Here is a 20040-nt window from a genome sequence, read left to right on the forward strand (position 1 = left end):
TCTCCTGTTCGTCAGGGCAGGGGCAAGGCCACCACCCGCTGTTCCCGCGCTGATCGCAGCGCCGCTTCGATGGCTTCCTGCACTGCGACCGCTTCTTCAAGCGGAATCGGCAGGGCGCCGTCGGTCAGCAGGGCCGCGCCCAGCCTCTCATAATATTGCTCCTGGCATCCGGTCACCGCCGGACGCAGCGTCACGCAGCCCGTTCCGTCATGCCATTCGACCGGATCGGAATCCACGCCCCATCCGCTATCGCCCGGTCGCAGGCCGGCGATCAATTGCGCCTCCTGCGGATCGAGCCGTCGCTTGATGATCGATCCCTTGCTGCCATGCACGGCAAAGCGCGGGCTGCCGCCCATGTCGCTGCCCGGTGCATTGAGGCTGGCATGCAGCACGGCGCGCATCCCGTCATACTGTAGCACGACATGCGCCCAGTCGTCCGCCGCCGATCCGGGTCGCAGCGCGACGATGTCCGCGCTCACCGCCAGCGGCCGGCCGAACAGCGCCAGCGCCTGATCGGCCAGATGCGGCCCCAGATCGAACCAGACGCCCGATCCCGCCGACCCATCCTCGCGCCAGCGGTCACGGACCTCCGGGCGGAAGCGATCGAAATGGGATTCGAAATGGCTGACGCGCCCGACCAGCCCCTCTTGTATGGCGGCGCGGATGCTCAGGAAATCGCTGTCGAACCGCCGATTGTGAAACACGCTCAGTCGCCGGTCGCTGGCCTGGGCCAGTTGCTCCAGATCGCGGACCTCCGCCAGCGTCAGCGCAAACGGCTTGTCCACCACCACATGCTTGCCCGCACGCAATGCCTCCGCCGCAATCGCTGCATGTGTCGCACTCGGTGTCGCAACCACGACCAGATCGATCGCCGGATCGGTCAGCAAGGCGGCCGTTTCCATGCAGCGGACCGCCGGATCGAGCGCCGCAACCTCATCCGCCCGGCTGGTCGCGATCGCCATCAGGTCCAGCGTCGCCGCCGCTCGGATCAGCGGCGCATGAAAGACCCGCCCGGCCATGCCATAGCCGATCAGGCCGACTCCGATACGCTTACTCACGGTTTCAATGCCCCGGCCACCACCGGCGCCAGCTTGCCGACGATCACCGTCACACCTTTATCATTCGGGTGGATGCCGTCGGGCAGTTGCAGCGTCCGCTCGCCGATCACCCCATCCAGCATGAAGGGATAAAGGCCAGCCTTATATTTGCGCGCCAGTTCGGGATAGATGGGGTTGAAGGCAGCGGCATAATCCGGCCCCATATTGGGCGACGCCAGCATGCCTGTCAGCAGCACGGGAATGTCGCGCTTCTGCAATTGCGCCAATATCGCGTCCAGATTGCTGCGCGTCTCGGCCGGGGACAGGCCCCGCAGCATGTCATTGCCGCCCAGCCCCACCAGCATCAGGTCGGGCTTGCGCGGCAACCCGTCCAGCGTGAAGGCCAGCCGCGCCAGTCCCGCCGCCGTCGTATCGCCCGACACCCCGGCATTGACGACCCGCGCCTTAATCCCGCGCGCCGTCAGTGCCTTTTCCAGCACCGGCGCCAGCCCCTTGTCCTGATCCAGATTATAGCCGGCATAGAGGCTGTCGCCGAACGCCACGACGAGCCGCTCGTCGACCGCCGGGACAGCGGCCGCGACCTGATTGACCATCTGCGCATCATTGCCTGCTGGCGGCGGCGCAGGTGTTTTATCCGAACAGGCCACCGCCAGTTGGACAAACAGCGCCAACGCCCCATATTGCACCCATCTGCCCGCCAAGGAGCGCTCCTTCTTCATGCATTTGCCCATCGATCCCGCCACTATCGCGATCCGCGCGCAGGATGTCACCCTCTCGCTTGGAACGCGCGAAGCGCCGGTGGCGATCCTCAAGGGTGTGGACCTCACCATCCTGCGCGGCGAAAGCCTCGCCATATTGGGCGCGTCGGGATCGGGCAAAAGCTCGCTTATGGCGGTTCTGTCGGGCCTCGAACGGGCGAGCGGTGGCAGCGTCAGCGTGGGCGGAGTCGATTTCGGCGCGCTGGATGAAGACGCATTGGCGCAGGCTCGCCGTGGCCGCATCGGCATCATCCTGCAAAGCTTCCACCTGCTGCCCACCATGACCGCGCATGAAAATGTCGCCGTGCCGCTGGAACTGGCCGGTCATGCCGACGCCTTCGATCGCGCGGCCGACGAATTGCGCGCCGTGGGCCTCGGCCACCGGCTCGACCATTATCCAGCTCAACTGTCGGGTGGTGAGCAGCAGCGCGTGGCCATCGCCCGCGCCGTCGCGCCGCGCCCGACCCTGCTCTTCGCCGACGAACCGACCGGCAATCTGGATGCGACCACCGGTGCTACCATCATGGACCTGTTGTTCGAACGGCAGGCGGCGGCGGGTGCGACCCTTATCATCATCACCCATGATCCCATGCTGGCGCAGCGCTGCGGCCGGATCGTGGAAATGCGCGATGGCCTCATCGTCTCGGACCGCGCCGCATGAGAGTATTGGATTGGCGCGCCTGCTGGCGCATCGCCCGGCGCGACCTGCATCTGGGCTTTCGCGGCCTGCGCCTCCTGTTCCTCTGCCTGTTCCTGGGCGTGGCGACTCTGGCGGCGATCGGCAGCCTGACCGCCGCCATCACGCAGGAATTGAGCGACCGGGGCCGCACTCTGCTCGGCGGCGACATAGAAATCGCCATGACCCAGCGCGAAGCCCGCCTCGGCGACAAGGAAGCCTTTCGTCAACTTGGAACGCTCAGCGAAACCATCCGCCTGCGCGCCATGGCGCAGAGGGCAAGGCAGGGCAGGGTCGACGCACCGCCCGCCATCCTTACCGAATTGAAGGGCGTCGATGGCACCTATCCGCTCTATGGCACGGTCGCGCTGAAAAACGGCACCTACAGCCCGCTCGATCCCGACCATATCCTCATCGGCGATGCGCTGGCGCAGCGGCTGGATGTCCGCCCCGGCGACCGGCTGCGCTATGGCACCGCCGATTTCACCATTGCCGGCATCATCACCGACGAACCCGATCGCCTCGGCGAAGGCTTCACCCTAGGCCCGGTCGCGATCGTCGCGATGGACGGGCTGCGCCGCACTGGCCTCATCCAGCCCGGCAGCCTCTATGCCGCCAAATATCGCATCCGCCTGAACCCCGGCTTCGATGCCGTAACCGTCCGCACCGACATGGAAAAGGCCCATGCCAGCGACGGCTGGACCTTCAAGGACAAGGATCGCGCCGCACCCGGCGCCAATCGCTTCATCGAACGCATGGGGCAATTTCTGTCGCTGATCGGCCTTGCCGCGCTCGTCATCGCCGGCATCGGCGTCAGCAACGGCGTTGCCTCCTATCTCGCCGGCAAGCGCGGCGGCATCGCGACACTGAAGGTGATGGGCGCAACCTCCGCCGATATCGGCCGCATCTACCGGATGCAGGTCGGCGCGGTCGCCCTGCTCGGCATCGGCGCGGGCCTCCTCGTCGGCGCGCTGCTGCCCCCGCTGATCGTCGCGCTGGCGGGTGACGTGCTGCCGGTCAGCCCCGGTTTCCGCCTTCATCCGCTGCCACTGGTCACCAGCGCCGCTTATGGCCTGCTCATCGCCTTCCTCTTCACTTTCCCGCCCCTCGGCCGCGCCCGGACCCAGCCGGCCGCCGCCATCTTTCGCGGCGCGGTGGAAACAGGCGGCAGCCTTGATCGCCGCAGCCTGATCGCCATGGCCGGGGCAGGGGGGCTGCTGGTTGTGCTCGCCTTGTTCACCGCGCGCGAACCGCTCTTCTCCGCCGCGGTTCTGGGCGCGACGGCGGCGGTCCTGCTGCTCCTGCTCGGCCTTGGCTGGGTGGTCCGTCGCTTGGCCCTGCTCGCCCCGCGCCCGCGTCGCCCGCTGCTGCGCCTCGCGCTCGCCAATCTCCACCGTCCCGGCGCGCAGACCGCTGCGCTGATCGTGGCGCTGGGCCTTGCGCTCACCTTGTTCGTGACGCTGGCCGGTATCCAGACCAGCCTCGACCGCGAAATCCGCAATGTCGTGCCGGAAAAGGCGCCCAATCAGTTCGTCCTCGATATCCCGTCCACATCGCGCGATCGCTTCCGTGCCATCGCGCTGGAACAGGCGCCCGAAGCGCAGCTCAACATCGTCCCCGCGCTGCGCGGCACGATCGTCGCCTATGGCAGCCAGCGCGTCGCCGACCTCAAGGAACTGCCCGAAGGCGCCTGGTTCCTGCGCGGCGAACGCGGCGTCACCTACAGCGACATCCTGCCGCAGGGCAGCGACCTGACCGCCGGCCAATGGTGGCCGCGCACCTATGCCGGCCCGCCGCTCGTCTCGCTGGACGAGGAAGCGGCGAAGATCATGGGCATCGGTGTCGGCGATACGCTGACCGTCAGCATCCTCGGCCGGGAAATCACCGCGCGCATCGCTTCCCTGCGCAAGGTCAACTGGGACACGATGGGCTTCAACTATATCCTCGTCTTTTCCCCCAACACATTGTCCGCCGCCCCGCACAGCCTGACCGCGACCATTACCATGGACCCGCGCCACGACGCGGCCATGACCCGCGCCCTCCTGTCCGCCTTCCCTGGCGTATCGGTGATCGGCGTGGGCGATGTGATCGATCAGGTCGGCACCATCATGACGCAAATGTCGCGCGCCATCGTGGCTGCTGCCTCGGTCGCGATCCTGGCGGGCATCGCCGTGCTGGTCGGCGCGATCGCGGCGTCCCGTGCGGCCCGCAGCTATGATAGCGTGATCTTGAAGACGCTGGGCGCGACCCGCTGGCAGATATTGGCCGGGCAGGCGATCGAATATGGCCTGCTTGCCGCCATGCTCGCGCTGGTCGCGCTGGGCCTTGGCCTGACGGCGGCGTGGTTCGTCATCGTGCGCATCTTCGAATTTCAGTGGCAGCCCGACTGGGCGGTGGTGCTGGCGACATTGGGCGGCGGCGCATTGCTGACGCTGGGCATCGGCCTTGCCGGCGCGATCCCGCTGATGTCGATCCGCCCGGCCCGCGCCCTGCGGCAGTTGTAACGGCCACCGCCACCGCAAACGGCACCGATCGCGGCATATCCTGCCGCGATCGGTGCCTCCTGCTGTGCAGCCCCTTTTATCCTGCCGCCTTCGTCCAGCACAGGAAAAGGCCGGCATGACCAGCACCGCTTCGCACACCCGTTCCTTCATCGACCTGCGCCAATGGGCCGCAGGCGCCACCGTCGCCCCGGCCAGCGGCGACGCTTTCCTTTCCGCCCGCGCAGCCCTGCCGCTGGCCGATGGCCCGATCAGCGCCGGCCTCATCATTCTGCCGCAGGGCAGCGGCAGCGTATCGGCCCTGTCCGGCGAAGAGTATATTATCGTGGAATCCGGTGCGGTCCGCATCGAACAGGCGGGCAAGGTCTTCGCGCTGACCGAAGGCGAAAGCGTGCTGCTGCGCGATGGCGCGTCCTTCGACTGGTCGGCCGATGCCGAAGCCCGCCTTATCTTCATGCGCCGCAGCGGCGGCCCGGCCGGCAATGGCGCGATCATCCCGGTCGACACCGGCGCCCCGCTCGAACCGTCAGGCGCGCCGCTTGCCGAACTGCTGGTTGGCCCGACGCCGCAATGCCGCAACCATGGCGATTACAAGTCGGACGACGGCGAATATATGGTCGGCACCTGGGATTCGACGCCCTATTATCGCCGCGCCATGGCCTATCGCCATTTCGAACTCATGTACCTGCTCGACGGCAGCGTCACCTTCGTCGATGAAGCCGGGGACGAAGGCACCTTCCACAAGGGCGATATCTTCCTGGTCGAACAGGGCGCGCAATGCAGCTGGGACAGCCAGGTGCATGTAAAGAAAGTCTACTGCATCTACCGGCCGGCCTGACCTCATCCGTCATTGCGAGCGAAGCGAAGCAATCCATTTACATGAGGATGGATTGCTTCGCTTCGCTCGCAATGACGATATGATATGCCCGGCTCACGCCATCGGATCGAGCGTACCGAGCCAGGCGACCAGCCCTATGATCGCCACCGCAGCGCCGGTTTCGATTCCCAGCGACAGGCGCAAATGGGCAATGGCGCGCTGCGTCTCGCCGCGTTCCAACAGGGGCGTCAGCCGCCAGCGGTTCATCGCCGCCAGCCCAAGCATCAGCCCGAACAGCGCCAGCTTGGTCCCTAGCAACAGGCCATAACGGCTGCTCGCCAGCGCCGGCAGCTGCGCCAGCCCCACGATCATCACCAGATTGATCGCGCCGCTGAGGATCAGGGTCGCCACGATCAGCGTCCCCATCAGGGCAAAGCCGCTCAGCATGGCGGCCACACGCTGCACATCATGGCGCAGCGTCACCACCGCATGCAGCAGCACCGCCAGCGCGCCGATCCAGCCGGCCGCCGCCCAGATATGCGCGACATCGGCCGCCCGGTGCAATGTGCCGGCCATATCCTCGGTCGCGCCGGCATGGCCGGTCCAGGCCAGCGTCGCCGCCGCGACCGCCGCAGGGATCAGTGCGACCCGAAGGCCCTGCGGCAGGATCAGGCAGGCCAGCGCCAGCAGCAGGGCCACCGCGCGCACCGCCAGCACCGGGCCGATCGGCGTCATGGTCAGCAATATCTGCGCGCTGGTCCAGTCGGGGCTGCTGATCGGCGTGCCGGTCATGGCGGCGGCGCTGGCCAGCAGCCACAGCGCGGACAGCGCCATGCCGCCCAGCGCCAGCACCGCCAGCATGGCTTTCCGCCCGGCGATACCCATGGCCCACCAGAATAGCGGCAGGCCCATGAGCAGCGCCAGATCGATCATCAGCGCCCATCGCGCGCCGATCAGTACCCCCTCGTTCATCGTGACTTACTTCACGTTGAAGCTGTAGCCGCCTTCCATCTTGTGCTGGTCGGCGCCGACGATGTGCCACTTGATGTCATAGCTGCCGGCGGGCAGGGCGCGGGGGAAGGTCAGGGTCATGGTCTTGCCGTTGACGTCGGTCTTGAAGCCCTTGATCGGCATCGCGGGATGATCGGCCATGCCCGGCATGCCGGTCATTACCAGTTCGGCGCCGCTCATCGGGGCCAGGAAGGTTTCGGAAAAGGTCAGCGTCAGCTTGGTCGGCTTGGCGACGGTCGCGTTGGCGGCCGGGCTCGACGACACCAGCTTGCTATGGGCAGCGGCCACGCCAGGCAGGGCCAGCGCAAGGGCAGCGGCGGCGCTCAGGAAATAACGGGTCATCGGGCAATCTCCATCAGGATGTTCAGTCAGGGTGGTTAGGGGGAATTACGCATGGACTTGCCGGTCCCCTCGGCCCATGCGCATAATTTTTTCCGCCGCGCCGATATGAGGGGTCGGCGCTTCCCGCGCGTATGCGTGGGGAAGGATGGAGATAATATGATGACCGATCTGGATCAGATGCTGGGCGCGGTGCGGGCGATGCCGACCGACGCGCGCCTGGCGGATATGGACGCGGCGGTGATGGGTGGCCTTGCCCGCCGCCGCGATCAGGCGATGGCCCGGCGCAGCTTGATGCTGGCCGGCCTGCTGGCGATCGGCATCGGCTGGGCCGGCAGCATCGTGCCCGGCGCGCCGGCGCAAGCGGCGCCGATGCCGATCGGCATGTCCGATTATGCGCCGTCCCGCCTGCTCGGCCAATGAACGGCCGGCGTTATATATGGGTCGCGCTGGTGGCCTTTGCCGCTGCGCTTGCGGCCGTGTTGGTCGCCCGCATCTGGCTCGCGCCGCCACCGCGTGTCGAAAGCGAGGTTCATGCCCTTCTGCACCAGCGGCTGACGCTCGACACCGCGCAGGAACAGCGCATTCATGAACTTGAGGCGGCCTTCGCCGGCCGCCGCGCCGCGCTGGAGGCGGAAATGCGCGTCGATAATCAGCGCCTCGCCGCCGCGATCGAGGCCGAACATGGCTATGGCCCGAAGGTGGCGGAAGCGGTCGACCGATCGCATCATGTGATGGGCCAGCTGCAAAAGGAAACGCTCCAGCATATCTTCGCGATGCGCGGCGTGCTCCGCCCCGATCAGGCGGCGCAATTCGACGCTGCGATCGTCAAGGCGCTGACCCAGCCGGCCCGGTGACGACCGCCGATCCCGACGATCGCGCACTGGTCGCCCGCGCGCTGGCGGGGGATCAGGCCGCCTATGGCGCGCTGATGCAGCGGCACCGCGACGCCGTGTTCCGGCTGGCCCGCGGCCATGTCGGCGATCCTGACGAAGCGCTCGACATCACGCAGGAAAGCTTCGTCGCCGCCTTCGCCGCGCTCGCCCGCTATGATGGATCGCGTCCGTTCCGCATCTGGATCGCGCGCATCACGCTCAACAAATGCCGCGATTGGGGCCGTCGCCGCGCCGTCCGTCGCTTCTTCGCCTTCGCAAAGCCCATCGACGACGCGCTCGACATCGCGGACACGGGCGCCACGCCGGAGGAGGCCGCCCGTTCGGCTCAGGAAGTCGCGCGCATCAACGCCGCCATCGCCGCGCTGCCGGCCAATCTGAAGGACGTGCTGCTGCTCCGTACGATCGAACAGATGAGCCAGGCCGAAGCGGCGCAAGTGTTGGGCGTCACCGAAAAGGCGGTCGAAACCCGCCTCTATCGCGCCCGCGCAAAACTGGCTGAAATTTTGAGGGCCTGAAATTTGAGGGATTAACGCCTCGCCCGCGTATGAAGGGGCATGACCGACCTGTCCCTTGATCGCCGCACCCTGTTCAAAGGCGCCGCCGCGCTGACGCTGGCCGGGGCCTTCCCCGCCTGGGCGCGCAGCGGCACCGCTGGCCTCCGTCCTGCACCGGGCGTCCTGTCGGGTGATCGCATCGCGCTCACCGTAGGTGACAGCCATTTCGGCACCGGTGGCCGTTCCGCTCATGCCATCACCATCAACGGCACCGTCCCCGCGCCGCTCATCCGCCTGAAGGAAGGGCAGCGGGTCCAGCTCGCCGTCACCAACAATCTGAAGGAAGACACGTCGATCCACTGGCACGGCCTGATCGTCCCCTTCCAGATGGATGGTGTGCCGGGCGTCAGCTTCCCCGGCATCCGGCCCGGCGAAACCTTCACCTATGATTTCCCGATCCGCCAGTCGGGCACCTATTGGTATCACAGCCATTCGGGCATGCAGGAAGCGATGGGCCATTATGGCCCGATCGTCATCGATCCCGCCGGCCCCGATCCGGTCCAGTCCGACCGCGAACATGTGATCGTGCTGGCCGACTGGTCGCCGGTTCATCCCCATATACTGCTGAAGCGCCTCAAGCAGATGGGCGGCTATCATAATTTTCAGCGCCAGACGCTCGCCGGCCTGCTCGCGGGCAAGGATCAACCGCTCAAGGACCGGCTGGACTGGGGCGCGATGCGCATGGACCCGACCGACATTTCCGATGTCACCGGTTCCACCTACAGCTTCCTCATCAACGGCCATGGTACGCCGGAAAACTGGACCGGACTTTTTACGCCGGGCGAGCGTGTCCGCCTGCGCATCGTCAATGCCTCGGCCATGACCAATTTCAACGTCCGCCTGCCCGGCCTGCCGATGACCGTGGTCCAGTGCGACGGCCAGCATGTCCAGCCGGTCGAAACCGACGAGTTCCAGATCGGCATCGCCGAAACCTATGACGTCATCGTCCAGCCGACCGACGCGAAGCCCTATGGCCTGATCGCCGAAGCGATCGACCGTTCGGGCCAGGTCCGCGCGACGCTCGCGCCGCAGATCGGCATGGTCGCGCCCATCCCCGACCTGCGCCAGCGCCCGCTGCTCACCATGAAGGATATGGGGATGGACATGTCCGGCATGGACATGGGGCAGGGCGGGGTGATCGACCTCAGCCAGCCGGCGAACGAAAGCATGTCCGGCCACAGCATGAAGATGCTCGACCCCTCGGTCGCGCCGGATGTGCCGATGGGGCCGGGGGTCGCGACCCTTTCCTCCATGCCGGCCGATCGCACCGCCGACCGGCCGACGGGGCTGGAGGATGTCGACCATCGCGTCCTCACCTATGCCGATCTGCGCGCGCTGGAACCGAACGAGGATATCCGCACGCCGACCCGTTCGCTCGACATCCACCTGACGGCGAACATGGAGCGATATATGTGGTCCTTCGACGGGGTGAAGCTGTCGGACGGGGCGGAACCGATCGCCTTCCGCCATATGGAACGGGTGCGCGTCACGCTCATCAACGATACAATGATGCCGCACCCCATCCATATCCACGGCCATTTCTTCCAGTTGCTGACCGGCGACGATCCGACCCACAACCCGCGCAAGCATACGGTGAACGTCCTGCCCGGCGGCAAGATCAGCTTCGACCTGACGGCCGATGCGCTGGGCGACTGGGCCTTCCACTGTCACATGCTGATGCACATGCACACGGGGATGATGCGCGTCGTCACGGTGCGTCATGGGGAGGACGCAGCATGAATCGCCTGCTTGCCACCGCCGTGCTGCTGCTCGCCGGCACCGCCATGCCGGTGCTGGCCCAGACCGATCCGCAGATGGATCACAGCACCATGAACCATGGCCAGATGGACCACAGCGCGCACCAGATGCCGCCGGCGCAGGAGCAGCCGGCACAGCCGGACGATGCCCCCGCGCCGGACCAGCCCGCCAATCCCCATGCCGGTCACGCCATGCCCGCGTCGGACGACAGCGTGCCAAAGGGCGTCGCGCCCCCGGCCCCGACCGACCATGCCGCCGAGGCCTTTTACGATCCCGCCGTCATGGCCCGCGCCCGCACCGCCATGCTCAAGGAAAGCGGCGGCATGACCTTCTCGCAACTCATGATCGACCGGCTCGAATATCGCGCGCAAAAGGGTGGCGATGGCTATCATTGGGAAGGCGAAGGCTGGATCGGCGGCGACATCAATCGCCTCGCGATCAAGTCGGAAGGGGAGGGGGATGTCGGCGGCGCCCTCGAAAGCGCCGAACTCCAGGCGCTCTACAGCCGGGCCATCGACCCCTGGTGGAACATCGTCGGCGGCGTCCGCCAGGATTTCCGCCCCCAGCCCCAGCGCACCTATGCGACGGTCGGCATAGAAGGACTCGCCCCCTATTGGTTCGAGGTGGAGGCGCAGGCTTTCCTGTCGAACAAGGGCGACGTCCATTTCCGTGCAGAAGGCAGCTATGACCAGCGCATCACCCAGCGCCTCGTCCTGCAACCCGCCGCCGAAGTGAATATCGCCGCGCAGGATGTGCCGGAACTGGGCATCGGCTCCGGCCTGTCCAATATCGAACTGGGCCTGCGCCTGCGCTACGAATTTGCCCGCGAATTTGCGCCTTACATTGGCGTCAACTGGGAACGCAGTTTCGGCGACACCGCCCGCTATGCCCGCGCCGCCGGGGAGAAGGCGTCGGTGCCCAGCATTGTGATGGGCATCCGCTTCTGGTTCTGAATTGAGCGGATCGTCATTGCGAGCGTAGCGAAGCAATCCATCTGGGCCGTATATGGATTGCTTAGTTGCGCTCGCAATGACGGCGTTTCAAACCGCCAGATGCCGCTCCGCCAGCGCGACATGCAGCTTGATGCCCAGCGCCAGCACATCGTCGTTGAAATCATAATGCGGATTGTGCAGCGGCACTGATCCTTCGGGCTTCGCCTGCCCCAGCCATATATAGGCCCCCTTGCACGCTTGCAGCATGAAGGCGAAATCTTCGGACGTAAAGGCGGGATCGGGCGCCAGTTGCGCCTCGCCCACGGTTGCAGCGGCGGCCAGCGCTTCCTGCGCCGCCTCCGCATCGTTGATCGTCGCGGGATAGTAACGGGTATAATCGACCGTCGCGGTCAACTCGCTGGCCATTGCCACGCCCGCCGCAATCTCGCGGATGGATTGCTCGATCCGGTCCTGCACCTTGGGATCGAAGGTGCGCACCGTTCCCGCAATCGTCACCAGTTCCGGGATCACATTATGCGTATGCCCGCCATGAATCTGCGTGATGGACAGCACGGCCGATGATGTCGGGGCGATCCGGCGCGACACGATGCCCTGCAATTGCTGCACCAATGCTGCTGCAGCAAGAATGGCGTCGGGCGTATCCTGCGGGATCGCCGCATGACCGCCGCGCCCCTCCAGCCGGATCTCGAACTTGTCGGCCGCGCCCATGATCGGGCCGGGCCGCGTCGCGATCGTGCCGGCGGGCAGGTCGGGCCAATTGTGCAGCCCGAAAACCCGGTCGCAGGGGAAGCGCTCGAACAGCCCTTCCTTCACCATCTCGCGCGCGCCGCCTTGGCCTTCCTCGGCCGGCTGGAAGAAGAAGTTGATCGTGCCGTCGAAATTGCGGCTGCGCGTCAGATGCTGCGCAGCACCCAGCAGCATCGCGACATGCCCGTCATGGCCGCAACCATGGAAAGTGCCGGGCGTCGTGCTGGCATAGGGCAAGTTGGTCTGCTCATGGATCGGCAGCGCATCCATGTCGGCGCGGAGGCCAATGCTGCGTGAAGACGTCCCATTGCGCAACACGCCCACCACGCCGGTCTTGCCGATCCCTTCATGCACCTCCAGCCCCAGCGCGCGCAGTTGCTCGGCGATCCGTCCTGCGGTGCGATGCTCGCAAAAACCGAGTTCAGGATGGGCATGAATGTCGCGGCGGAACGCGACGAGCGGTTCGATCAGGTCGGCAATGTCGGTCATGCGGGAGCCTTATCTGAAAATGTGCTGAAACGCACATTTTGCCGCACCGGCCTTCAAACGAGGCTCGTGACTCGTTTGAAGGCCGGTGCGGTTCTCAACAAAAAACTATCTCTGTTCCCCGAACAGATGCTGGATCGGGTAATGATGTTTGATGAAGGGCGATTTGATCACGACATAGCTGAAATATTTCTCGATGCCGTAGTCGCTCTCCAGCATGCCCTCAATGATCGACTGATAATGGGCCACGCCACGTGTCACGAATTTCAGCAGATAATCGTAACCGCCGCTGACCAGATGGCATTCGACGATTTCGTCCAGCTTGCGGATGCGCGTCTCGAACCGGGAAAAGTCGCCGGCGCGATGCTCGGTCAGCGTCACTTCGGTAAAGACGGTCAGATATTCGCCCAGCTTGTGCAGGTTGATATGTGCACCATAGCCGGTGATATACCCCGCCTTTTCCAGCCGTTTGACGCGGGTCAGGCAGGGGCTGGGGGACAGGCCGACCGCGTCGGCCAGCTCGACATTGGTGATGCGGCCTGATTGCTGAAGTTGCGTCAGGATCTTGAGGTCGATCCTGTCCAGTCTGGGTCCGCCCAACATCTGCCTTGCTCCCCGTCTTCTTACTTCACCGCCGCGCGAATATCGGCTTCTTCGAGCAGATCGTCCAGCGTCTTGGCGATGCGCGCGAATATCTCGTCCATCTCCCCGTCTGACGCGCACAGCGCCGGGGCGAGGCCGATGATATTGTCGGCAAAGGCGCGGAAGATGACCCCATTGTCATAGGCTTTGGCGAACAGCCGGTCGGCCAGTTTCAGCGACGGATCGAACCGCGCCTTGCTGCCCTTGTCGCTCACCAGTTCGATCGCGCCCAGCAGGCCCCGGCCGCGCGTGTCACCCACCATCGGATGATCCATCAGGCCCGCCATACCAGCGTCGAACCGCGCGGCGACGTTCTGCCCGTTCGCCAAAATGCCGCCCTCGGTATAGAGGCGCAGCACCTCCAGCCCCACCGCCGCGCTGACGGGATGGCCCGAATAGGTGGCGCCATGGCCGATTGCCACGTCCGGCGCCGCGCCATTGGCGATGCCCTGATAGACCTTGTCCGACATCAGCACCGCGCCCATCGGCACATAACCGGCGGTCAGCCCCTTGGCGAGCGTCATCAGGTCCGGCGACACATCCTCCGCTTCGCAGGCGAACATCGGCCCGGTGCGGCCGAAACCGGTGATGACTTCATCGGTCACGAACAGGATGTCCAGTTCGGTGCACGTCTCCCGCATCGCCTTCAGCCAGCCGACCGGCGGCACGATCACGCCACCCGACCCCTGGATCGGTTCGCAGAAGAAGGCAGCGACCTTGTCCGCGCCCAGTTCCGCCACCTTGTCCTTCAATTCCTGCACCGACCGTGCGATGATCGCCGCATCGTCGCCTTCAAGATCGCTGCGATAGGGGTAGGGCGACGGGATATGATGCTGCCAGCGCAGCGGCAGGTCGAAACCGCGATGGAAATTGGCCAGCGCGGTCAGGCCGGCGCCGGTCGTGCTCGACCCATGATAGCCGCGTTCCAACGCGATGCACTGCTTCTTCTCGGGCTTGCCGATCGCGTTGTAATAATGGGTGATGTATCGGATCGCGCTGTCCACCGCGTCCGACCCGCCCAGCGTGAAATAGACATGGTCGAGGCCCTCGGGGCTAAGGTCTACCAGTCGCTGCGCCAACTTCACTGCCGGCTCGCTGCCGAAATGGAAATAGCCTGTGGCATAGGGCAGGCGGCGCATCTGTTCGGCCGCGACCTCGGCAATGCTGTCCTGGCCATAGCCGACGTTGACGCACCATAGGCCGGCAAAGGCGTCCAGCAGTTCCTTGCCGTCCATATCCTTCAGCCACATGCCCTTGCCGCTTTCCAGCAGCAGCGCGCCATGCGCTTCATGCCCGCGAAAGGATGTGACGGGGTGGATCAGGTGGTCGCGGTCGATGTCCAGCAAGGACCGGTTGGATTGCAGCGTCATCAGCAGGCTCGCCATTGTGGGTCTTGGGGTCAGCCTAGCTGCATGCGGCAGAGCGAAAGGCCGATATGCGGCGATCGGCAATCCTCTCATCACATAATCGCGAAGCTGGGCGGCATAATCTGCCGCTGTCCTACAAGGCGCTTTTTTGATAGATGAGCAAAAGGGCCGCCCCAACGGAACGGCCCTTCGACACGCTTTGCGATAGGATCAGCCCAGCGCAATAAAATGTCTGAACTAGCGGGAAATGTGCGAAGTTAAGCGCAGGATTTCCTATTTCACGCCAGCGCGTCGGCGATTGCCTTGCCGCACTGTTCGGTATTGGCCTTGCCCTTGAGGTCGCCGGTGCGCAGGCCCGGTTCCGCCAGCACCGTTTCCACCGCCCGCATGATCGCGGCGGCGGCATCGGCCTCGCCCAGATGCTCCAGCATCATCGCCGCCGACCAGATTTGCCCGACCGGATTGGCTACCCCCAAGCCCGCAATATCGGGGGCGGAGCCATGGACCGGCTCGAACAGCGAGGGCGCGGTGCGGTCCGGATTGATATTGCCCGACGGCGCAACGCCGATCGTGCCGGTACAGGCCGGGCCAAGGTCGGACAGGATATCGCCGAACAGGTTGGATGCGACCACCACATCGAACCGGTCGGGGTTCAGCACGAACTGCGCCGTCAGAATGTCGATATGATATTTGTCATGGGTGACGGTCGGATAGTTTTTCGCCATCTCCTCCACCCGCTCGTCCCACCAGGGCATCGTGATGGCGATGCCGTTGGACTTGGTCGCCGACGTGACGTGCTTGCGGTCGCGCGTCGCCGCCAGCTCGAAGGCGTAGCGCAGCACCCGATCGGTGCCATGGCGGGTCATCACCGTTTCCTGAATGACGACTTCGCGCGGCGTGCCGGGGAACATCTTGCCACCGACCGAGCTATATTCGCCCTCGGTATTTTCGCGCACCACCCAGAAGTCGATGTCGCCCGGCTCGCGTCCGGCCAGCGGACAGGGCACGCCCGGCATCAGCCGAACAGGGCGCAGATTGACATACTGGTCATATTCGCGCCGGAACTGGAGCAGCGAACCCCAGAGCGAAATATGGTCGGGCACCGTGTCGGGCCAGCCGACCGCGCCAAAGAAGATCGCATCGGGATTGCCGATCTGCGCCTTCCAGTCGTCGGGCATCATCTGGCCATGCTTGGCATAATAGTCGCAGCAGGCGAAATCCTGCCACTTCTGCTCGATGGTGAAGCCATAAAGGCTCGCCGCCCGCTCCAGCACGCGAATGCCTTCGGGCATGACTTCCTTGCCGATCCCGTCGCCGGGAATGACGGAGATGGCGTAATTGCGGGCCATAAAAAACCTCCCGTTCGGGCTGAGCCTGTCGAAGCCCTGTTCTTTCTTGAAGTGAAGTACGGCCCTTCGACAGGCTCAGGGCGAACGGAAAAGCGGGGCGGGCTCTAGAGCTTCAGCCCGGCAATATGGAACGCCTTGGTTTCCAGATATTCCTCGATCCCGGCATGCGCGCCTTCGCGGCCCAGGCCCGACATCTTGACCCCGCCGAACGGCGCGACCTCCATCGCGATCGCCCCGCTGTTGAGCGCGACCATGCCTGCCTCCAGCCGTTCCGCCACGCGGAAGGCACGGTGTAGATTCTCGGTGTAGAAATAGGCGGCCAGACCATAGCTGGTCGCATTGGCCAGCTCGATCCCTTCGTCCTCATGGGTGAAGCGGAACAGCGGCGCGACCGGGCCGAACGTCTCTTCCTCGGCCAGCCGCATGTCCCGCGTCGCGCCGGTCAGCACCACCGGGGTCGCGAACCGATCGCCGGTCGCGTCATTGGGTGCCTGGGCGAACAGGGTCGCGCCATGGGCCAGCGCATCTTCGACATGGGCCTTCACCTTGTCGGCGGCAGCGGCGTTGATGAGCGGGCCGATGGTGCTGCCCGGCAAATCGCCCGGCGCCACCTTCAGCGCGCTCACGGCCTTGGCCAGCTTCTCGGCAAACTGGTCGTAGACGCCATCCTGCACCAGGATGCGGTTGGCGCAGACGCAGGTCTGGCCGGCGTTGCGGAACTTGCTGACCATTGCGCTGGCAACGGCAACATCGACATCGGCATCGTCGAACACGATCAGCGGCGCATTGCCGCCCAGCTCGAAACTCACCCGTTTGATGGTGTCGGCGCATTGCCGCATCAGCAGCGCCCCGACGCGGGTCGATCCGGTGAAGGACAGTTTGCGCACCACCGGACTCGCGGTCAGCGCGCCGCCGATCGCCGTCGGCATGCCGGTAACGATGTTGAACACGCCTGCCGGGAATCCGGCCTCTTCCGCCAGCTTGGCCAGCGCCAGCGCGGTAAAGGGGGTCAGGTCGGACGGCTTCACCACGACCGGACATCCTGCCGCCAAAGCAGGTGCGCATTTGCGGGTGATCATCGCCGCCGGGAAATTCCACGGCGTGATCGCCGCCGACACGCCGACCGGTTCCTTCATCACCAATATGCGGCGATTGGCCTCCGGCGCGGGGATGATCCCGCCATCGACCCGGCGGGCTTCCTCGGCAAACCATTTGATGAAGCTGGCGGCGTAGCGAATCTCGCCTTCGGCTTCCGCGATCGGCTTGCCCTGTTCGGCGGTCATGATCCGGCCGAGGTCGGCGACATTGTCCAGCACCAGCGCATGCCAACGTTCCAGCACGGCGGCGCGGTCCGCCGCCGTCCGCGCCTTCCAGGCGGGGAAGGCGGCTTCGGCCGCCGCAATCGCGGCCAGCGTGTCGGTTTCGCCGCAGTCGGGTACGGTGCCGATGATCGCGCCGGTCGCGGGATTGTCCACCGGCACGCTCGCGCCGGACGTTGCGCTGACCCATGAGCCGCCGATGAAGGCGCGTTCGATGAAGAGGGCGGGGTTGCTGAGGGTAAGGGTCATCCGAGCGCCTGCGTGGTAAGAGAGAATGTGGTAACCGAGGCATCGCTGGCGGGTTCCTGTCCGCGCACCATGCGCATCACCCGCCCGACGCAGGGCAGGCCCAGTTCGTCGAGCCAGCCGCCCAGCCCGCTTTCCTCGGGTATGTCGAGACGACAGAACATTCCGCTGTTCGACCCCAGCCAGTGCGAAATCAGCGCCTTCGCGCCGCCCGTATCCGGCGCGACCGTCGGCCCGACGACATAGCCCCGGCCGAACCGGCGGAACAGGGCAAAGCCCACCGGTTCGTTGCAGCGGGTCAGCACCACGCCCTGCGCGCCGGGCACCAGTGCATCGAGCAACGCGTCGCGGTCCATGCCGGTGGCGCGGCGGGCCAGACCATGCAGCGTCGGCATGTCCTTCGCGCCCAGCGGCCGCACCCGTTCATCGGGGATCAGTTCGGCCATCGGCACGGCAAAGGCCGCGCCCTGATGCTGGAACACCGGCCCGATCGGCTCGAACCCCAGCTTGCGATAGAGCGGCGCGCCCTCGTCGGTGGCGTTGAGCAAGACGGTCCGGTCACCCAGATCGTTCAGCACCGCCTCCATCAGCCGACGGCCAAGCCCCATGCCCTGCGCCTTGGGCGACACGATGACCATGCCCAGAGTCGCGGCATTATCACCATAGAGCCACGCCATCGCCGTGCCGATCACGTCACCGTCGCGTTCCACGACATAGCCGAAGCCCAGGCCGAACAGCATCTCCCAATCCTCGATCCGGTGGGGCCATTTCTGTTCGCTTGATAGTAGATGGGCGGCGGCCAGATCGTCGACCGTCATCCGTCGCAGGTCCACCATCGCCTCAATGCCTGTCGCCATGCGTCTTGCTCCTTGGCGGGGAAGGGACGCCCGCCTGCCTTATACTTGGAATCAGTGGCCGGACATTAGGAGGCCGCGTCAAGCATTGGCTGCTGCCTTCGCCCTGTTTTTGGAAGATTATCGCGCACATTTTCCTGTGCAACTGCAACAAATGCCGTCGCGCACGCCTATTTTGCCGGGATGTCCGTATGAAGGAGATTATGCCGTGACCGGTTTCAACCCCGATCAGATCAGCCTGCCCCATGCCAATAATTTCATCGGTGGGCGCCGGGTCGCGGGTCGCGGGCCGGCGATCACCGTGCGGCGCCCGTCCGACGGTCGGATGCAGGCAGAACTGGACAGCGTCGACGCGAACCAGCTGGCCGAAGCGGTCGAAAGCGCGCAGCGCGCCTACAAGACCAGTGGCTGGGCGCAAAGCGACCCGCGCGCCCGGATGAAGGTGATGCGCCGCTGGGCCGACCTGATCGAGGCGGACGCCGCGACCCTTGCCCCGCTGGAGGCGCTGGGCTCGACCCGTATGCTCAAGGAAATCAACGCCTGGGATTTGAGCTATACCGCCGAGACGATCCGTTTTTTCGCCGAATGGGCGGACAAGGTCGGCGGCGAAGTGGCCGCCACCACGCCGGACAAGCTGGGCCTCACCATCACCGAACCCTATGGCGTGGTCGCGGCGGTCGCGCCGTGGAACCTGCCGCTGGTGATGGCCGGGTGGAAGATCGCACCGGCGATCGCGGCGGGCAACAGCATCGTCCTCAAGCCGTCGGAAATGACACCCTTCAGCATCGTGCGCCTGGCCGAACTGGCGATCGAGGCGGGTCTGCCGGCAGGTATCTTCAACATCGTGCAGGGCGACGGGCGCAGCGTCGGCGATCCGCTGGTGCGCCGTCCCGAAGTAGCGAAGGTCACCTTCACCGGCTCGACCCGCACCGGCGCCGCGATCATGGCCGCCTGCGCGGAAACCGGCCCCAAGCCGGTGACGCTGGAACTGGGCGGCAAGAGCCCGCAGATCATCTTCGCCGACGCTGGCCTGGACAAGGCATCGGCCATTGTCGCGCGCGCCATCACCCTGAACGCCGGTCAGGTCTGCGTCGCCGGATCACGCCTGCTGGTGCAGGACAAGGTGGCGGATCAGGTGATCGACCGCATCACCGCCGCCTTCGCCGCGCACAGGGCCGGCCCGACCTGGTCGGATGACACGACGCTGGGACCGATCATCTCGGATGGCCAGCTTGACCGCATGGGCGGTATCGTCGCGCGCGCCATTGCCGATGGCGCGGAAGTGCTGGCCGGCGGCGGCCGTGCCACCGCCCCGCAGGAGGGCAGCTATTTCGCGCCCACCCTGCTCGCCAATGTCGATCAGAAGAGCGAGGTCGTGCAGGGCGAAATCTTCGGCCCGGTCCTCACCGTTCAGACCTTTTCCGATGAAGAGGAGGCTTATGCGCTCGCCAATGACAGCGACTATGGTCTGGCCGCCGGCGTCCACACCGGCGATGTTGCGCTCGCCCTGCGCGCTACCCGCGCCTTGGAAGCGGGCACCGTCTGGGTCAACCGCTACGGCCGCAGCAACGACTTCATCCTACCCACCGGGGGGTACAAACAGTCAGGCATCGGCAAGGATCTGGGCCGCGAAGCCTATATGGCGAACCTCAAGACCAAGGTCGCTTTGATCGAATTCTGATCGGAAAAGGGCGGCTCGAAAGAGCCGC

Annotated in this window: 19 protein-coding genes; 9 read left to right on the forward strand and 10 right to left on the reverse strand. The window is 65.5% G+C overall.

The features are described from left to right. Positions 1-11 precede the first annotated feature (11 nt). Both ACNHGR_RS22820 and ACNHGR_RS22825 read right to left on the reverse strand, forming a co-directional pair. Positions 12-1058, reverse strand: coding sequence for an oxidoreductase (locus ACNHGR_RS22820; RefSeq protein ID WP_475289162.1), 1047 nt, complete (start codon positions 1056-1058; stop codon positions 12-14). Beyond that, entirely contained in the window at positions 1055-1777 is a 723-nt protein-coding gene (locus tag ACNHGR_RS22825) for an arylesterase (protein WP_475289163.1), read from the reverse strand. Before ACNHGR_RS22825 ends, ACNHGR_RS22820 begins: the two co-directional genes overlap by 4 nt. Between ACNHGR_RS22825 and ACNHGR_RS22830 the strand changes: the two genes are divergently transcribed. From ACNHGR_RS22830 to ACNHGR_RS22840, 3 genes are all read left to right on the forward strand, one after another. Continuing rightward, positions 1776-2477, forward strand: coding sequence for an ABC transporter ATP-binding protein (locus tag ACNHGR_RS22830; RefSeq protein WP_475289165.1), 702 nt, complete (start codon positions 1776-1778; stop codon positions 2475-2477). The genes ACNHGR_RS22825 and ACNHGR_RS22830 overlap by 2 nt on opposite strands. Then, complete coding sequence (locus ACNHGR_RS22835) at positions 2474-4996, forward strand: ABC transporter permease (RefSeq protein ID WP_475289167.1); 2523 nt, start codon at positions 2474-2476, stop codon at positions 4994-4996. Before ACNHGR_RS22830 ends, ACNHGR_RS22835 begins: the two co-directional genes overlap by 4 nt. 115 nt (positions 4997-5111) lie before the next feature. Next, a complete protein-coding gene (locus ACNHGR_RS22840; protein WP_475289169.1) occupies positions 5112-5831 on the forward strand; it encodes a cupin domain-containing protein in 720 nt (239 codons plus the stop codon). A gap of 93 nt (positions 5832-5924) precedes the next feature. Here the strand turns inward: ACNHGR_RS22840 and copD are convergent, their stop codons facing one another. Both copD and copC read right to left on the reverse strand, forming a co-directional pair. Continuing rightward, positions 5925-6782: a copper homeostasis membrane protein CopD gene (gene copD, locus ACNHGR_RS22845; protein WP_475289171.1), complete on the reverse strand. Its 858-nt coding sequence runs from the start codon at positions 6780-6782 to the stop codon at positions 5925-5927. 6 nt (positions 6783-6788) lie between these two features. Continuing rightward, positions 6789-7163 carry a copper homeostasis periplasmic binding protein CopC gene (copC, locus tag ACNHGR_RS22850; protein ID WP_475289173.1) on the reverse strand — a complete coding sequence of 125 codons (375 nt, stop codon included), beginning with the start codon at positions 7161-7163 and terminating at the stop codon, positions 6789-6791. Positions 7164-7322: 159 nt separating this feature from the next. On the opposite strand from copC, the gene ACNHGR_RS22855 reads away from it, so the two are divergent. From ACNHGR_RS22855 to ACNHGR_RS22875, 5 genes are read left to right on the forward strand one after another with little or no spacing between them, the layout of a single operon-like run. Beyond that, the gene (locus ACNHGR_RS22855; protein WP_475289175.1) at positions 7323-7583 is read left to right on the forward strand and encodes a hypothetical protein; all 261 of its coding nucleotides are present in this window, start codon (positions 7323-7325) and stop codon (positions 7581-7583) included. Next, on the forward strand, positions 7580-8017 hold the full coding sequence (locus ACNHGR_RS22860; RefSeq protein ID WP_475289176.1) for a periplasmic heavy metal sensor: 438 nt from the start codon (positions 7580-7582) through the stop codon (positions 8015-8017). The genes ACNHGR_RS22855 and ACNHGR_RS22860 overlap by 4 nt, the downstream gene beginning before the upstream one ends. Continuing rightward, positions 8014-8571, forward strand: coding sequence for an RNA polymerase sigma factor (locus ACNHGR_RS22865; protein ID WP_475289178.1), 558 nt, complete (start codon positions 8014-8016; stop codon positions 8569-8571). The genes ACNHGR_RS22860 and ACNHGR_RS22865 overlap by 4 nt, the downstream gene beginning before the upstream one ends. Before the next feature lie 39 nt (positions 8572-8610). Continuing rightward, positions 8611-10350: a copper resistance system multicopper oxidase gene (locus ACNHGR_RS22870; RefSeq protein ID WP_475289180.1), complete on the forward strand. Its 1740-nt coding sequence runs from the start codon at positions 8611-8613 to the stop codon at positions 10348-10350. Continuing rightward, a complete protein-coding gene (locus ACNHGR_RS22875; RefSeq protein WP_184274263.1) occupies positions 10347-11321 on the forward strand; it encodes a copper resistance protein B in 975 nt (324 codons plus the stop codon). Before ACNHGR_RS22870 ends, ACNHGR_RS22875 begins: the two co-directional genes overlap by 4 nt. Before the next feature lie 87 nt (positions 11322-11408). Here ACNHGR_RS22875 and ACNHGR_RS22880 read toward each other — a convergent pair whose 3' ends face one another. From ACNHGR_RS22880 to ACNHGR_RS22905, 6 genes are all read right to left on the reverse strand, one after another. Further along, on the reverse strand, positions 11409-12557 hold the full coding sequence (locus ACNHGR_RS22880) for a M20 aminoacylase family protein (protein ID WP_475289181.1): 1149 nt from the start codon (positions 12555-12557) through the stop codon (positions 11409-11411). Between the two features lie 105 nt (positions 12558-12662). Further along, positions 12663-13157 carry an Lrp/AsnC family transcriptional regulator gene (locus ACNHGR_RS22885; protein WP_066855158.1) on the reverse strand — a complete coding sequence of 165 codons (495 nt, stop codon included), beginning with the start codon at positions 13155-13157 and terminating at the stop codon, positions 12663-12665. Positions 13158-13177: 20 nt separating this feature from the next. Then, positions 13178-14581 (reverse strand): aminotransferase class III-fold pyridoxal phosphate-dependent enzyme, encoded by a 1404-nt coding sequence (locus ACNHGR_RS22890; RefSeq protein ID WP_475289184.1) that lies wholly within the window; start codon positions 14579-14581, stop codon positions 13178-13180. Between the two features lie 260 nt (positions 14582-14841). Then, the gene (locus ACNHGR_RS22895; protein ID WP_475289185.1) at positions 14842-15912 is read right to left on the reverse strand and encodes a tartrate dehydrogenase; all 1071 of its coding nucleotides are present in this window, start codon (positions 15910-15912) and stop codon (positions 14842-14844) included. Positions 15913-16016: 104 nt separating this feature from the next. Further along, positions 16017-17480, reverse strand: a complete 1464-nt coding sequence (locus ACNHGR_RS22900) for an NAD-dependent succinate-semialdehyde dehydrogenase (RefSeq protein WP_475289187.1) — start codon at positions 17478-17480, stop codon at positions 16017-16019. Then, the gene (locus ACNHGR_RS22905) at positions 17477-18334 is read right to left on the reverse strand and encodes a GNAT family N-acetyltransferase (RefSeq protein WP_475289189.1); all 858 of its coding nucleotides are present in this window, start codon (positions 18332-18334) and stop codon (positions 17477-17479) included. Before ACNHGR_RS22905 ends, ACNHGR_RS22900 begins: the two co-directional genes overlap by 4 nt. Positions 18335-18539: 205 nt before the next feature. Between ACNHGR_RS22905 and ACNHGR_RS22910 the strand changes: the two genes are divergently transcribed. After that, positions 18540-20012, forward strand: a complete 1473-nt coding sequence (locus ACNHGR_RS22910) for an aldehyde dehydrogenase family protein (protein ID WP_475289191.1) — start codon at positions 18540-18542, stop codon at positions 20010-20012. Positions 20013-20040 lie beyond the last annotated feature (28 nt).

The sequence above is a fragment of the Sphingobium sp. RS1 genome, assembly GCF_056156825.1.